The sequence below is a fragment of the Pantoea brenneri genome (assembly GCF_038594305.1).
In the GTDB taxonomy this organism is placed as follows: domain Bacteria; phylum Pseudomonadota; class Gammaproteobacteria; order Enterobacterales; family Enterobacteriaceae; genus Pantoea; species Pantoea brenneri.
In genome coordinates this window covers 153,663-166,923 of record NZ_JBCGBG010000006.1, presented here as the reverse complement: position 1 = coordinate 166,923, position 13,261 = coordinate 153,663, and the positions used below count along the sequence as shown (strand labels likewise).

Here is a 13,261-nt window from a genome sequence, read left to right as displayed (position 1 = left end):
AAAGTACTTTAGCCTGCATCTCTTAATTATTCATGACGCTAAACGGACCTGTCGCCCTGGCGATTGCGCGTCTGAGAGGTGTGCCGATCGTCATCGTCATCCGCGCAGGCCGCCGGTTGCGACATCAGGCGTTCTGGCGGTTGAGTGATTCTATTCGCGTAAGGAAAAAGTGAAAAATGAATAATCTGTCCACCATGATGAAGGAGATTCAGGGCTACCTTTCGCCGGCCATCATCGACTCTGCACAGCGCTGTTCTGACCGTCTGCTGGCGGCGTTACCCGATCGGCAGCAGCTGGAAAATAACCGTGTTCTGCTCGCCTATGGCGGCGGGAAAGACAGCAGCTACATGGTGGCCTATGTCCGCTATATCCAGGGCATCATCTGGCAGCAGCGCGGTGCCACCTTTCGCCTGCGCGTCAGCACCAATCGTCATGCGGCGATGAACGACAGCGTGATGGAGAACATCAACCGGGTTTATCAATCGCTGGCGATGCATGACGATCCGCTGGCTGAATGTCTGGTGGTGGATGGGTTACAGATTCGTCCTTTCGCCCGGCATCTGCCGATGCCGGAGGCGGTGCGGCAGCAGAATCGCAACGATGTGCTGATGAATGGCCACCGGTTTCGCGCCGATGCGCGCTCGACCTTCTGTAACGCCTGCAACCTCAGCATGGTCAACTCATTTGGTCTGGCGGCGGATTACGACGGTGGCGTGGATGTGATCATCACCGGCGACTCGCCGCAGGAGCAGGCAGCCTATGTTGCCTGGGCGCGCCATCTGTCGCGGCTGTTCGACGCGCCGGTGGCGGATAAAAGCCGCGGCTTTAGCGGTTTCCTGCAGACGCTGGATGGCGTCGCCGAACGCTATTTCACCGATATCAACGGTGCCGATCAGCTGACGCCTGCGCACCGCATTACCCATCAGTTAGCGCGCGATCCGCTGTTTTTCAATATCTATCAGGACACCGCCTATGAAGCGGGCGCGCACTGGGCGCTGCTCAGCGAGTTTATGCGCTTCCGTTTCGATGAGCTGATGTTCAGCTTCTCTGAGTCAGACTGCGGCAATCCGACCTTAATGGCCCATCTGCGCGGGCTGCGGGCGGAAACCCTGCTGCAGCGCAACTACGCCGAAGGGATCCGTGAATATGTGCGCTTTGCACTCGGCTTAATGGTGAAGAAGGATTTCCCGCCGCAGCTGATCGACGAAATGGCGGCGCGGTATCAGGATGACGCGGCGATCCAGCGTCAGCGCCAGCGGGCGGCGACGTTCGCTGTCGAGGCGTTCGATCTCAGTGAAGATCAGCTGATCTGCATGATTTACTCGCCGTTCCTCGCCCACGGGCAACAGCTTAACCACTGGCTGACCCGGCAGCAGATTGCGCTGGATGAGGCGGCGATCCGCGATCTCCTTGACCAGCGCAGTGAAGATAACGCGCTGGCGCAGCTGTTAACTCAGCTTTCCGGCATGACGCTGACGCAGATGCGTCACTGCTGGCAGAGCAACCCGGTCAGTTCGCTGCTGGACGGCAAAAGCGCCGATCCGCTGTCGCGCGTGCTGCGTTTTGATCCCCATAAAGCGGTGATTCAGGTTAACCACGGTGAGCTGAACGACACCGTGACTGAAGTCATTTCCGGGCGTTAGTCCGGTAAGGCGAGGCGATGAAAAAGATTTTTCTGCAGATTGGCGCGACCCGTGACGGACACAATCCCTACTGTGCGGTGGCGAAGCGCGACGGCTACTTTACCGTGCTGGCTGAGATGGGCGACTTTGTTGATTACCAGTCGCTGAGCCTGACGCTGCCCTTTGATCTGATCGTTCGCCTTGATCGACCAGAAAACCCGTGGGAGGTGATCCAGGCTTATCTGCACGCCGGTTTGCTGTCGCATCCACAGGTGGTGCTGGCCGGTTTTGAAGCCTACAACGCCAGCGCCGGACGGGTACGGGAAATGCTGGCCGGACCCGATGCGCCTGCCGCGTTTATCCCGCTGGATAAATATGCCCAGCGCATGGCGCTGAAAAAAGCCTGGCCCGCCTTTCCACAGCCGGAGTTCCGCTTCTTCGCCTCGCCGCTCAGCATTCTGGATGCGAAAGAGGCGCTGCTCTATCCCTGCGTGGTGAAACCGGTGGATGGCGGCGGCGGGCTGGGGATCTGGCTGATTGAACGGGCCGATCAGCTGTGCCAGGTGGTGAACAAGCTGGTACAGACGATGAATTACGGCGGCCGCGGCTTCAGCGGTTTCATTGTCGAGAGCGGATTAGCGGGTGAGGAGTTTTCGTTGCAGGGCGTGGTGCATCAGGGACATCCGCAGGCGCTGACCTGCTGCCAGAAAGTGATTGAGCAGCATCGTGACGCTGAGGGCTGCGTCAGCTTTTACGAGTCGGGACATGTGGCGCTGGCGGCGGCCGCGCTGCCTCCTTCATTCACCAGCCTGATGACGTTTTGCTGCGAAACCTTTGGCTATCGTCAGGGCGCCTTTCATATCGATTTCATCCTGGTGAACGGCATTCCGCATTTTCTGGAGATGGGCTTTCGCCTGTCAGGCATGGGCGTGACAACGCTGGTGCAGGAAGCCACCGGCATCGACTGGGCAGACGTGACTTTTGGCCTGGAGGCGGGCGCGGTGCTGCCGGCATTTGCCTTCACCGCGCCGCGCGCGGTAGGCCAGCTACGGTTGCGGCAACCGGCACAGCTGCAGGCGGCCGAGCGCTGGATCGATCAGCATCAGCAGGGTCAGCTGATGCCGACGCTGCGGCTGCCGACGCTGCAGGTTTCACCGCGATCGTCTTTGTATGCCGATCTGACCCGCCATGCCGGGATTCTGGCGACTTTTTGCCTGAGCGCGGCGGCGCGTGAACCGATTCTGGCGGCCTTTCATCAGGTGATCGCCGCGCAGCCCGCGGCGGCAGGGAGAAACACAGTATGTGCAGAATGATTCTGGCGCATGGCCGGTTCGACAGCGCCGCCATTCTGGAGGCCGCGCGCGCCATGAGCTGTGGCGAAAGCGCCGACCACGACGGGCCGATCAAACAGCATCCTAACGGCTGGGGCTGTCTGTGGCTGGAGAACGGCGAGATCCGCACCCTGCATGGCACCGGCGCGTTTGCCGACGCGCTGCCGGGCATTGATGTTGATCGGCTGCGCAGCCGCTTTCTGGCGGTACACGTGCGCCACGCCACCCTGAGTAAAAATCACGGGCTGGAGTTTTCGCATCCGCTGTGGCGCAACAGCGCGGGACATCGCTGGTACATGATGCACAACGGTTTTCTGCCCACCATCTATCGTCAGCTCGGCCTGACTGAATCGCGCTTCGATTCGGAAGAGTATCTGCACTATCTGGTCGATCAGATCACCCCGGCTGATTTCACCCGTGACTATCTGCGGGAAAAAATGGCCCAGGTTGCGCCAGGCGGCAGCGCAGGTAATGCGATTTTTGTCACCCGCGACAAGGCCTGGGCGTGGCAGTGGCATCCGCACGACACGCCGTATCCCGACTACTTTACGATGCATTTTCGGCAACAGGACGATTGTACCCTGATCGCGTCTGAACCGGTGGCAATACCAGGCAGCGCCGGCAACTGGCGGCGAATGAACAATCATGAACTCTATGAAATACCGTTTAGGGAGTGAGAAACATGGCTATTTTCAATCAGTTCCGCGTGATTAATCCCAACATGTTTGTGGAGTCGACCTGGCTGGATGACATCGTGACGGCACGCGTGCCGTTGCTGGTGCTGCGCAATTTCCTCACGCCGGACGTCCGTCAGGCGGTGGTGACCGATCTTCAGCGCTGCCGGGAAAAGATCCGAGTATCCCACTACCCCAACGGTGCACTCACTACGCTCGGCCCCTATCTGGCCCGGCATACGGCGGCGCCGGATAACTACTTTACTGAGCTGCGCGACATTCAGCCGTCGCTGCCGCCGTCGCTTGGTACGTTGCGTGAACAGATCTACTACTGGGTACAACATGCGCTAAGGCTGGAGAGCCTGCGTACCGCGCAGGAGCCGGGCCGGGGCGAGTATGCCGGTTCGATTGTACGTTTTCATGCCGACGGCGTGGCGAATCCCCTGCATAACGACAACATCGTGCGCGATGCCGCCGACAGCGGTCTGGCGGTAACCCAGATCCTGCATCAGCTCAGCTGCGTGGTCTGCCTGCAGGAGTGCAACGCGGGCGGCGCGCTACGCATCTACAACAAAAAATGGTCGCCGGAAGATGAACAGTTCAAAACCGCCGGTGAACTGGGTTACCACAGCGGCGTAGTGGCGGGCAGTGAAACCTGCGAGTTTTCACCGCGCAGCGGCGATATCTACCTGTTTAATCCCGCCTTCTATCACGAAATTGACCGGGTCGAAGGCGATACCCGCATCACCATGGGCTTCTTTTTCGGCCTGACCGATAAAAAAATGAAGCACGCTATCGCCTGGAGTTAATCCAGGTTGCGCCAGATTAAGGAGAGGGGAATGACGACGTTTGAAAAAATCATCGCGCTGCTGGATCAGCATCAGGCGAACTATCGGGTGGCAGAGCATCAGGCGGTGGGTCAGACCGATCTGATCAGTGAGATACGCGGTAACGCGCTCAATCAGGCGGCCAAAGCGATGGTGCTTGAGGTCAGCATGCCAGAGGGCGCCGATGCGCGTTATCTGCTGGCGATTGTGCCGGGCGATTGCCGCATCAATTTCAAAAGCGCGGCGCGCGCCATCGGCGGTAAGAAGTCCGCCTTTGCCGCACCGGAGATGGCCCAGGCGCTGACCGACTGCGTAATGGGTGCGGTGCCACCGTTTAGTTTTGATGACCGGCTGGCGTTGCGGGTCGATACGCGGCTGCAACAGGTCGGGACGTTATGGTTTAACGCGGGTGCGCTGGATAAGTCGATTGCGCTGGCGGTAGAGGACTATTTTCGCATTGTGGGTGACGACTGCTGTGTGGATATCGCGACGCCGGTGGCGATCACTGCCTGAAGCGGCACAAGGAGTATCCGATGTCGGTAAAAGATATGCTGTTAGCGCTGTGCGTGGTGGTGGCATGGGGCGTCAATTTTGTGGTGATCAAGTTAGGGCTGCAGGGCATGCCGCCCTTCTTGCTGGCCGGGCTGCGCTTCAGCCTGGTGGCGTTTCCCGCCATCTTCTTTGTGCGCCGTCCGCCGATTCCGCTGCGCTGGCTGGTGGTCTACGGGATGACCATCAGTTTTGGTCAGTTCGCGTTTCTGTTTCTGGCGATCAAGCTGGGCATGCCCGCCGGACTGGCGTCGCTGGTGCTGCAGGCGCAGGCGTTCTTCACGCTGCTGCTGGGCGCGCTGCTGCTGTCGGAGAAGCTGCGCTGGAATCACATTGTCGGAATTATTATCGCCACGCTGGGGATGTTTATGCTGGCCACGGCGGGCATGGAGGGCCAGACCACGGCCGGTATCACGCTGACGACAATGATGCTGACGCTGGCGGCCGCGCTGTCGTGGGGGCTGGGTAACATCACCAATAAGATCATTATGCGTAACCGCAAGGTGCCGATCATGTCACTGGTGGTCTGGAGTGCGCTGGTGCCGGTGGTGCCTTTCTTTGCCTGCTCGTTGCTGTTTGACGGCCAGGCCGCCATCCTCAATAGCCTGCTGCATATCGGGTTACAGACCATACTGGCGTTAATTTATCTGGCGTTTATCGCCACCATCATAGGCTATGCGATTTGGGGCAACCTGCTGAGCCGCTACGAAACCTGGCGCGTTGCGCCGCTGTCGCTGCTGGTGCCGGTAGTCGGGATTATCACCGCCGCGCTGGTGCTGGATGAGCATCTGTCGGGACAGCAGATGCTGGGCGCTACCATCATTATTCTGGGGCTGCTGGTAAACGTATTTGGCGGGGTAGTGGGTCAGCGTTTAGCGATGCGAACGCAGCCGTAAAGGCAAACAGAAAAACGCCGCTGGCGCGGCGTTTAAGAGCGTGATGGCTGCGTTTCGCAAAGACGCAAAAACACCATTTCTGGTCCGCTATGCTTTGCTACAGGCGTATGCTCCCATCGCGTTAATTCAATCAGCCGTCTGAAACCATGGAGCGGAGCAGCCTTTTTGCTCCCTGAGCAGGTACTGATATCAAAAACGAAAAACGCCGCGTTAGCGGCGTTTGTTATGATTATTTCAGAATCTCAATACGGCGTGGTTTCGCTTCTTCCGGCACCAGGCGTTCAAGATCGATGCTTAACAGACCATTTTCCAGACGGGCATCACGTACCACAATGTGGTCGGCCAGCTGGAATTTACGCTCGAAGTTGCGTTCGGCGATACCCTGATACAGGTATTTACGTTCGGTCTGCTCTTCCGGGTGGGCACCCCGCACGATCAGCACATTATCGTGGGCGGTGATCTCCAGTTCGCTCTGAGAAAAACCGGCTACGGCGATGGTAATGCGATAGTGGTTTTCATCGACCAGCTCGACGTTGTACGGAGGATAGCCGCCGTTGCTCTGATTTTGATTCGCTTCGAGCAGGTTAAACAGGCGGTCAAAGCCGATGGCAGAACGATAAAGTGGAGAGAGATCAAAATTACGCATATTAAGACTCCTGAGTTTCAGCAAGTTTTGGCAACCTTCCACTACGGGACAGGTTTTTGTACGGCACCTCACTGTCCCTTGCGGCAACGGTGAGTGCGTCCGTAATCTAAAAATGGGTGCCGGACGTCAGCTTTCAAGGGGGAAAATGCAATTTTTTTCGCCTGTTTGAGAAAATGACATACACTCAGGACTACCTTTGCCGGACCAGAACGGACTTCACCCCAGAGTGATGGCGTTGTCTGGCAAACCAACTCAGTCAGGCTTCTGTCAGGACTGAAGGGATGATAATAATGAAATTGATGAAAACGTTACCGCTGGCGGGTGTAGTCTGCTGTGCCGTTGCGGCAAGCGGCTGCTCCAGCGTCATGTCACACACCGGTGCCAGTCAGGGCTACTATCCTGGCACCCGCGCCAGCGCCGATCTGCTGGTCGATGACGACACCAGCTGGGCACTAAAACCGCTGGCGCTGATCGATCTGCCTTTCTCCGCTGCGCTGGATACGCTGTTACTGCCGTGGGATTATTATCGCAACGACAGTGACAAATCGATCGACTCTCCGCGCGAGCGGGTACTGCAAAGCGAGAAGCTGGCGCATACCCAGGAAAATCTGGCGCAGGCACAGCCGATGCCGACTATGCAGCCGCCGTCGCCGCAACCGTAAACAGCTGCCGCCAGCCGTTCACCTCACGCATATAAGCAATCTGGCTTCCATCAGGCGACCAGACCACCGCGTCACCTGATGGTGGCTGCTCTGTCCGGTCAGTCAGCCGCTGACATGCTCCGCTTGTCAGCTCACACCGCATCACGCTGTTGTCGCAGATAAAGGCGATCGCCTCACCTCTGGGGTGCCAGCTAAACGCCGACTGGATGCTGTGGCTCAGCCGGGTGATCTGGCGTGGCTCGCCGCCGTTGGGCGATACGGTCCACAGCTGAACCACCTGCTGCGGGTCCGCCATCAGAAAGGCGATCTGGCTGCCGTCCGGCGCGGCGCGCAGCCAGTGGCGCGGTTGCAGTGCCAGACCGCGACTTACCGTCAGGCGACGCTGCTGCACGCCAGCAGGCGGTGCAGGTAACTGCCGCTCGCTGCCCTCCAGCGGCGCCTCGCCCGCGCGGGCATAATCCTCCAGCGCCTCGGGCAGATCGACAATAAACACCTCAGGCCGTTTTTCACTCTGCGCATTCAGCGTATCGCCAATAAAGGCGATGGCCCAGCGCTGCCAGCTGCCGTCCGGTTTCTGATAGCCGCGATCGCCGACCCAGCACTCTTCATAAGCGCGATTAATCTGGTCGCTGCCGGGTAGGGGCTGCGCATGGGTACGGCTGACCAGCAGACAAAAATAACTGCCGTCATATTCACGGGGATGCTGCTTCTGCGGCGTCACTGCCCGCAGCGGTACGGCGATGCCCACGTTACGCAGGTCCTGGCGGCTATCCCATTCATGCATCACATGATCGTTGTAGGTGAAGCTGAGGCGTGACCCGTCGGCACTGAACACATGTACGTGCGAGCCGCCCCGCAGCGCGCCGGGCGTAAAGGGCGGGGTAATGTCGCAGGCATCGAGATTCATCGCATTGCCGTTCTGAATAATGACGCCACGCCGATGGTGAAAGTCATACTGCCAGCTTGCGTCGGGATGCTCCGGGCCGTGAATACAGACATAGCGCGGCGGCAGATCGGGGCTGACGGTAACTACCCCGACATGGGCGCCGTGGTGCGCCTGATACAGCACCTCAACCTCGCCGGTGGTCACATTGACGCGCTCAATGGTCTGGCTGGTAAACGACGCGCCGGAGGGACGCAGGTCAAACGCCAGCCACTGGCTATCGGCGGTCCAGACATTGATATTGGTAAGCTGATGCTGGCGGGCAGCAAAGGTGATCTGTTTTTCGCGCATGGAGGCAACCTGATAAAAATGTTGCCCCACACGCTACGCCAAACGGGCTAAAGATGCAGCTTCGATTTCGCCTCACTGAGCACCCGCCCGTCACCCTCGACGGTTTTTTTTCGTCCCAGCAGCAGGCCGAGTAAGCCGCCCAGCACCAGCGCGCCCGCCACAATCAGCAAACCATCATTGTAGCTGTGGGTGGCATCTTTGATGCGGCCCATGATCGGCGGAAAACCGAGGCCGGCAATGTTCGCCACGGCGTTGATCAGCGCAATCGACGCGGCCCCGGCGACGCCGGAGATGGTCTCGGTGGTGACGGCCCAGAAGACCGGCGTAATCGCCCAGTTGAGGCCCACCATCAGCACCAGCAGACCGTAGGCCAGCCACTGTTGCGAGACTGCCATCGCGCCCAGCAGCAGCAGGCCCGCGGCGATCAACGGCAATCCCAGATGACGGGCCCGCTCACCGGTTTTGTCCGAATGACGGCCATTGAAATACATAAACAGGCAGGCAAACAGGAACGGCACCGCCGACAGCAGGCTGACCATCAGGTTACTGCGGTCCTCCGCCACGGCCTTGACAATCAGCGGCAGAAACAGCGTCACGCCGATGGTGCCAAACGCCTGCAACAGCCACAGCAGGCTGAGCGCCCAGACGCGACCGCTTTTCAGCGCCACCCGCCAGTTATGATGGTGAATGGCGGAATGCTTCTCGTCACGTTCAATGGTCTGCTGCAGCCAGCTACGCTGCTCGCCGGAGAGCCAGCGCGCTTTGGCCGGTGCATCATCAAGATAAAACCAGGTGACGATGCCGAGGAAGAAAGCGGGAATGCCTTCCAGCAGGAACAGCCAGCGCCAGCCCTCGACACCTAACATGCCGTGCATGTTCAGCAGACTGCCGGAGAGCGGCAGGCCAATCACCGATGCCAGCGCCGCACCGATATAGAACATCGACATGGCGCGGGCGCGATCGCTACGCGGATACCAGCAGGAGAGGTAGAAGATAATGCCGGGCGTAAACCCGGCCTCTGCCGCCCCGAGCAGAAAGCGCATCACATAAAGCTGGGTGGGCGTCTGGACCAGGCTCATGCCGGCGGCAATGATGCCCCAGCTCACCATGATGCGGGCGATCCAGCGCCGCGCACCGACCCGCGTCAGCAGGACGTTACTCGGCACTTCGAAGATGATGTAGGTGACATAAAAAATGCCGGCGGCGATGCCGTACATCTCGGCGGTCATCGCCAGATCGGCATTCATCTGTAGCGCGGCGACGGAGATATTGGCGCGATCGATATAGGCAATCAGGTAGAGTAGCATGATGAACGGCATAATGCGCCGGTTCATTTTTTTCACGGTACTGAGATGCAGATGTTCACTCATCGGGAGATCCTCACGTAGGGTATAGCGGACCCGGATCCCGCATCGCGCGGGACCTGGCGAGTGTTTCTTATTATGGGGTGAAGCGGGTGGCTGCTACTGAAAAGCGGCGAACATTACCATTCGGCAACGGCGCCGTCAGCGTGCCGCCACAATGGGTTGCGCCAGTCTGGGGCATCACGGCTGCGTTCAATCACCAGCGCTTCATCGATCTCAACCCCGAGACCCGGCCGGTTCAGCGGCGAAAAGCTGCCATTGTGCATGGCGAAATCAGCTTTATTGACAACATAATCAAGCAGTTCCGCTCCCTGATTATAGTGAATGCCCATGCTCTGTTCCTGGAATATGGCGTTATGCGAGACAAAATCGACCTGCAGACAGGCGGCCAGAGCCAGCGGTCCGAGCGGGCAGTGCGGTGCCAGTCCGACATCGTAAGCCTCTGCCATCGCGGCAATCCTGACGCATTCCGTGATGCCGCCAGCATGGGAGAGATCGGGCTGCACGATTGCCAGACCGCCCGCTGCCAGCACCCGCTTAAACTCGAAGCGGGAGTACATGCGCTCGCCTGCGGCAATCGGAATGTGGGTTTGCGCGGCGAGGCGCGGATAGTATTCTGCCTGCTCGGCCAGCACCGGCTCTTCAATAAACAGCGGCCGATAGGGCTCCAGTTCTTTGATCAATATTTTCGCCATCGGCGCGCTGACCCGGCCATGAAAATCGAGGCCGAATTCAATCTGATTGCCAAAGACTTCGCGGATTTGCGCCACGGTATTGACCGCCTCATCCACCGCGCGGCTGTTATCGATCAGGCTCATTTCGGCGCAGCCGTTGAGCTTGAAGGTATCGATGCCGATGGCGCGCAGCGTTTGAATCCCGGCAATCACATCGGCGGGACGATCGCCGCCAACCCAGCTGTAGGCTTTCATCCGGTCGCGTACCAGACCGCCAAGCAGTTGCCAGACCGGGACGCCGAGCGTTTTGCCTTTGATATCCCATAACGCCTGATCGATACCGGCAATAGCGCTCATCAGGATCGGACCGCCGCGATAGAAACCGCCCCGGTACATCACCTGCCACAAGTCGTTAATGCGCGCCGGGTCCTGACCGATGAGTGCGTCGCCCAGTTCATGCACCGCCGCTTCGACGCTGCGCGCCCGGCCTTCGATTACCGGCTCGCCCCAGCCGCAGACGCCTTCATCGGTTTCAATTTTCAGGAACATCCAGCGTGGCGGCAGGCGGTAAGTGGTGAGTTTTGTGATTTTCATCGTACGGCATCCTTATAAGCAGCAATAAAAGCCTCAGCTTTTTCCACGGTGCGCGACAGCGGCTGACCGGCGCGGTACAGGTCACTGCCCAGTCCGGCACCGACGCAGCCCGCCGCCAGATAGTCCGCCAGGTTTTCTGGCGTCACTCCACCTACTGCGAACAGCGGCACCTCCGGCGGCAATACGGCTTTGATCGCCTTGATATAGGCGGGCCCAAAAGCCGATGCCGGGAAAATTTTCAGCGCATGGGCCCCTGCGTTTAGCGCGGTAAAGGCTTCACTGGCGGTGGCGCAGCCGATGGCCGTCCAGATCTGCTGCCGGACTGCCCCGGCAATCACCTCTGCATCGGTATTCGGCGTCACCAGCAGGCGGGCACCTGCTGCCGCAACGGCGTTGACCTGCGCGACGTTCAGCACCGTTCCGGCACCAATCATGGCCCGATCACCAAACTGACGTACCAGCTGCGGCAGGGTCTGCTGCCAGTCGGGCGAGTTGAGCGGCACTTCAATACTGTCAAAACCGCACTCAATCAGGGCGCTAACGTGCGCCCCGGCTTCGTCCGGCCGGATGCCGCGCAGGATGGCGATCAGCGGCAGCTTAAAGGGTAAGGTCATCGACAATTCTCCTTATTCCTTGCTGGAAGGCACTATCGCCTGCCAGCCATTGCAGCGGGATATTGAGCAGGGCAAAAGCCGCCTGATAACGCTGGGCCAGTGCTTCACTGGCAATCAGCGTCACCGGACCGCTCAGCGCCGACTGCGCCGCCTGACTGGCGACTTCATGTCCGATCAACAAACCGGAGAGGAAATCGCTGACCGACCCGGGGGCCAGCGCACCCAGCAGATGCTGCGCCCGCACTTCAAACAGGCGCGCCAGCAGGGACGGATCGTTGATGCCGGTTTCCAGCCCGCGCTGAAAGGCCGCCGCATCCGGCTGCTGTTGAGGTAAACCGGTCCCGATCAGGGCGTGGTTCAGCAGCAGATGATGCAGTTCGCCGGTCATCACGGTGCGGAAATCGATCACCCGGCGCGCTTCGCATTTCACCCACTTGGAATGGGTACCGGGCATCACGATCAGTTCCGCCGGTGCCAGGGTTTGCGCCCCCAGCAGCTGGGTCTCTTCACCGCGCATCACGTTGTGATTGTCACGGCGGCTGACGCTTAATCCCGGCACGATCCAGCGATTTTCACCGGCTGCGGTCAGCTGCGTCGCGAGGGAGTCCAGCGTCAGCGGGCAGGGAAGATAGGGCGCGGCCTTCCAGCCGGCGTTGCTACCCACCATGCCCGCCATCACCACCGGCACCGCATTCACCGGCCAGCCGTGGGTTATCTCATCGAACACCTGCTGGTGGCTGCGGCCGTTTAAGCGGGTGACGCCCGCTTCTGAACGTCGGCTCTCAACAGCGTCGCCGTCGCGGTAGTACCAGGCGCGCAGGTTGGTCGAGCCCCAGTCGAGAGCGATATAGTGGCTCACACGATCTCCTTCAGACGTTGGGTTGAGCTGGCAATCATGGCGCGTGCCGCCGCTTCTGCGGCGTCACCATCCTGATGGCGAATGGCATCGAACAGGTTCTGATGTTCACGCAGGGTTTGCGGCATATTGTCGCGATCGGCGCGGTAGGTGCGGGCAAAAACCGCTTTCTGCAGCTGAACCAGGGCGATACTGAGCTGTTGCAGAATCGGATTGTGAACCGAAGCCAGCAGCGCCTCGTGGTAGCGCATATCGGCTTCGTTAAAGGCGTCACGATCGTTGTGCCGGGTGATCATATCGTTGAGCGCCAGCTCGATAGCGGCTAGATCCTGCGAGGTGGCGCGTTCGGCTGACCAGCGCGCCAGCTGCGGCTCGACCAGCACCCGCACATCGTTCATCGCGGCGATGAGTTGTGGATCGTGATTGTGCTTTAACGACCATTGCAGGACGTCACTGTCGAGGAAGTTCCAGTGCTGATGCGGGGTGACGAAAGCGCCGCGATAACGCTTAATTTCAATCAGTCGTTTCGCGGTTAGCGAGCGATAAACTTCGCGGATGATATTACGGGAGGTGGCGAACCGTTCGCACAGGTCCGCCTCGGCGGGCAACGGCTGACCCGCCACAAACTGGCCGGAGACAATCTCTTCGCCCAGCGTTAAAAGAATCCGATCGGTTTTGCTGACGTCCTGCTTTTCCACTGTCTGTGTTCCTTTGCCCG

Annotated in this window: 14 protein-coding genes; 7 read left to right on the top strand and 7 right to left on the bottom strand. The window is 59.5% G+C overall.

The window, feature by feature from the left end:
* The first annotated feature begins 176 nt into the window (after positions 1 to 176).
* Genes AABB92_RS19215 through AABB92_RS19190 form a run of 6 tightly spaced genes read left to right on the top strand, consistent with a single transcriptional unit; the run spans position 177 to position 5,899 of the window.
* Entirely contained in the window at positions 177 to 1,643 is a 1,467-nt protein-coding gene (locus AABB92_RS19215) for a hypothetical protein (RefSeq protein WP_031376135.1), read from the top strand.
* Between the two features lie 17 nt (positions 1,644 to 1,660).
* Complete coding sequence (locus AABB92_RS19210; protein WP_031376134.1) at positions 1,661 to 2,935, top strand: ATP-grasp domain-containing protein; 1,275 nt, start codon at positions 1,661 to 1,663, stop codon at positions 2,933 to 2,935.
* On the top strand, positions 2,923 to 3,630 hold the full coding sequence (locus tag AABB92_RS19205; protein ID WP_031376133.1) for a class II glutamine amidotransferase: 708 nt from the start codon (positions 2,923 to 2,925) through the stop codon (positions 3,628 to 3,630). The genes AABB92_RS19210 and AABB92_RS19205 overlap by 13 nt, the downstream gene beginning before the upstream one ends.
* Before the next feature lie 5 nt (positions 3,631 to 3,635).
* A complete protein-coding gene (locus AABB92_RS19200) occupies positions 3,636 to 4,436 on the top strand; it encodes a 2OG-Fe(II)-dependent halogenase WelO5 family protein (protein WP_031376132.1) in 801 nt (266 codons plus the stop codon).
* 30 nt (positions 4,437 to 4,466) lie between these two features.
* Complete coding sequence (locus AABB92_RS19195; protein WP_031376131.1) at positions 4,467 to 4,967, top strand: YbaK/EbsC family protein; 501 nt, start codon at positions 4,467 to 4,469, stop codon at positions 4,965 to 4,967.
* A 20-nt stretch (positions 4,968 to 4,987) separates the two neighbouring features.
* On the top strand, positions 4,988 to 5,899 hold the full coding sequence (locus AABB92_RS19190) for an EamA family transporter (RefSeq protein WP_031376130.1): 912 nt from the start codon (positions 4,988 to 4,990) through the stop codon (positions 5,897 to 5,899).
* A gap of 229 nt (positions 5,900 to 6,128) precedes the next feature.
* Here AABB92_RS19190 and ibpA read toward each other — a convergent pair whose 3' ends face one another.
* Entirely contained in the window at positions 6,129 to 6,545 is a 417-nt protein-coding gene (ibpA, locus tag AABB92_RS19185; RefSeq protein ID WP_046289498.1) for a small heat shock chaperone IbpA, read from the bottom strand.
* Positions 6,546 to 6,835: 290 nt separating this feature from the next.
* On the opposite strand from ibpA, the gene AABB92_RS19180 reads away from it, so the two are divergent.
* On the top strand, positions 6,836 to 7,207 hold the full coding sequence (locus tag AABB92_RS19180; RefSeq protein WP_031378056.1) for a YceK/YidQ family lipoprotein: 372 nt from the start codon (positions 6,836 to 6,838) through the stop codon (positions 7,205 to 7,207).
* On the opposite strand, the gene AABB92_RS19175 is transcribed toward AABB92_RS19180, so the two are convergent.
* From AABB92_RS19175 to AABB92_RS19150, 6 genes are all read right to left on the bottom strand, one after another.
* Positions 7,179 to 8,441, bottom strand: a complete 1,263-nt coding sequence (locus AABB92_RS19175; protein WP_046289497.1) for a YidR family protein — start codon at positions 8,439 to 8,441, stop codon at positions 7,179 to 7,181. The two genes, AABB92_RS19180 and AABB92_RS19175, sit on opposite strands and share 29 nt — an antisense overlap.
* A gap of 47 nt (positions 8,442 to 8,488) precedes the next feature.
* Positions 8,489 to 9,811 (bottom strand): MFS transporter, encoded by a 1,323-nt coding sequence (locus AABB92_RS19170; protein ID WP_046289496.1) that lies wholly within the window; start codon positions 9,809 to 9,811, stop codon positions 8,489 to 8,491.
* A 113-nt stretch (positions 9,812 to 9,924) separates the two neighbouring features.
* Positions 9,925 to 11,073 carry a galactonate dehydratase gene (gene dgoD / locus AABB92_RS19165; RefSeq protein WP_031375173.1) on the bottom strand — a complete coding sequence of 383 codons (1,149 nt, stop codon included), beginning with the start codon at positions 11,071 to 11,073 and terminating at the stop codon, positions 9,925 to 9,927.
* Positions 11,070 to 11,687, bottom strand: a complete 618-nt coding sequence (locus tag AABB92_RS19160) for a 2-dehydro-3-deoxy-6-phosphogalactonate aldolase (RefSeq protein ID WP_031375174.1) — start codon at positions 11,685 to 11,687, stop codon at positions 11,070 to 11,072. Before AABB92_RS19160 ends, dgoD begins: the two co-directional genes overlap by 4 nt.
* Positions 11,671 to 12,546, bottom strand: coding sequence for a 2-dehydro-3-deoxygalactonokinase (locus AABB92_RS19155; protein WP_031375175.1), 876 nt, complete (start codon positions 12,544 to 12,546; stop codon positions 11,671 to 11,673). Before AABB92_RS19155 ends, AABB92_RS19160 begins: the two co-directional genes overlap by 17 nt.
* Positions 12,543 to 13,241 (bottom strand): FadR/GntR family transcriptional regulator, encoded by a 699-nt coding sequence (locus AABB92_RS19150; RefSeq protein WP_031375176.1) that lies wholly within the window; start codon positions 13,239 to 13,241, stop codon positions 12,543 to 12,545. Before AABB92_RS19150 ends, AABB92_RS19155 begins: the two co-directional genes overlap by 4 nt.
* Positions 13,242 to 13,261: the final 20 nt, after the last annotated feature.

Excerpts from the sequence above, each read along its gene's own strand:
- AABB92_RS19160 (WP_031375174.1), bottom strand. The coding sequence starts at position 11,687 with ATGACCTTACCCTTTAAGCTGCCGCTGATCGCCATCCTGCGCGGCATC.
- AABB92_RS19190 (WP_031376130.1), top strand. The coding sequence starts at position 4,988 with ATGTCGGTAAAAGATATGCTGTTAGCGCTGTGCGTGGTGGTGGCATGG.
- dgoD (WP_031375173.1), bottom strand. The coding sequence starts at position 11,073 with ATGAAAATCACAAAACTCACCACTTACCGCCTGCCGCCACGCTGGATG.
- AABB92_RS19205 (WP_031376133.1), top strand. The coding sequence starts at position 2,923 with ATGTGCAGAATGATTCTGGCGCATGGCCGGTTCGACAGCGCCGCCATT.
- AABB92_RS19180 (WP_031378056.1), top strand. The coding sequence starts at position 6,836 with ATGAAATTGATGAAAACGTTACCGCTGGCGGGTGTAGTCTGCTGTGCC.
- AABB92_RS19170 (WP_046289496.1), bottom strand. The coding sequence starts at position 9,811 with ATGAGTGAACATCTGCATCTCAGTACCGTGAAAAAAATGAACCGGCGC.
- AABB92_RS19210 (WP_031376134.1), top strand. The coding sequence starts at position 1,661 with ATGAAAAAGATTTTTCTGCAGATTGGCGCGACCCGTGACGGACACAAT.
- AABB92_RS19175 (WP_046289497.1), bottom strand. The coding sequence starts at position 8,441 with ATGCGCGAAAAACAGATCACCTTTGCTGCCCGCCAGCATCAGCTTACC.
- AABB92_RS19200 (WP_031376132.1), top strand. The coding sequence starts at position 3,636 with ATGGCTATTTTCAATCAGTTCCGCGTGATTAATCCCAACATGTTTGTG.
- AABB92_RS19195 (WP_031376131.1), top strand. The coding sequence starts at position 4,467 with ATGACGACGTTTGAAAAAATCATCGCGCTGCTGGATCAGCATCAGGCG.
- ibpA (WP_046289498.1), bottom strand. The coding sequence starts at position 6,545 with ATGCGTAATTTTGATCTCTCTCCACTTTATCGTTCTGCCATCGGCTTT.
- AABB92_RS19215 (WP_031376135.1), top strand. The coding sequence starts at position 177 with ATGAATAATCTGTCCACCATGATGAAGGAGATTCAGGGCTACCTTTCG.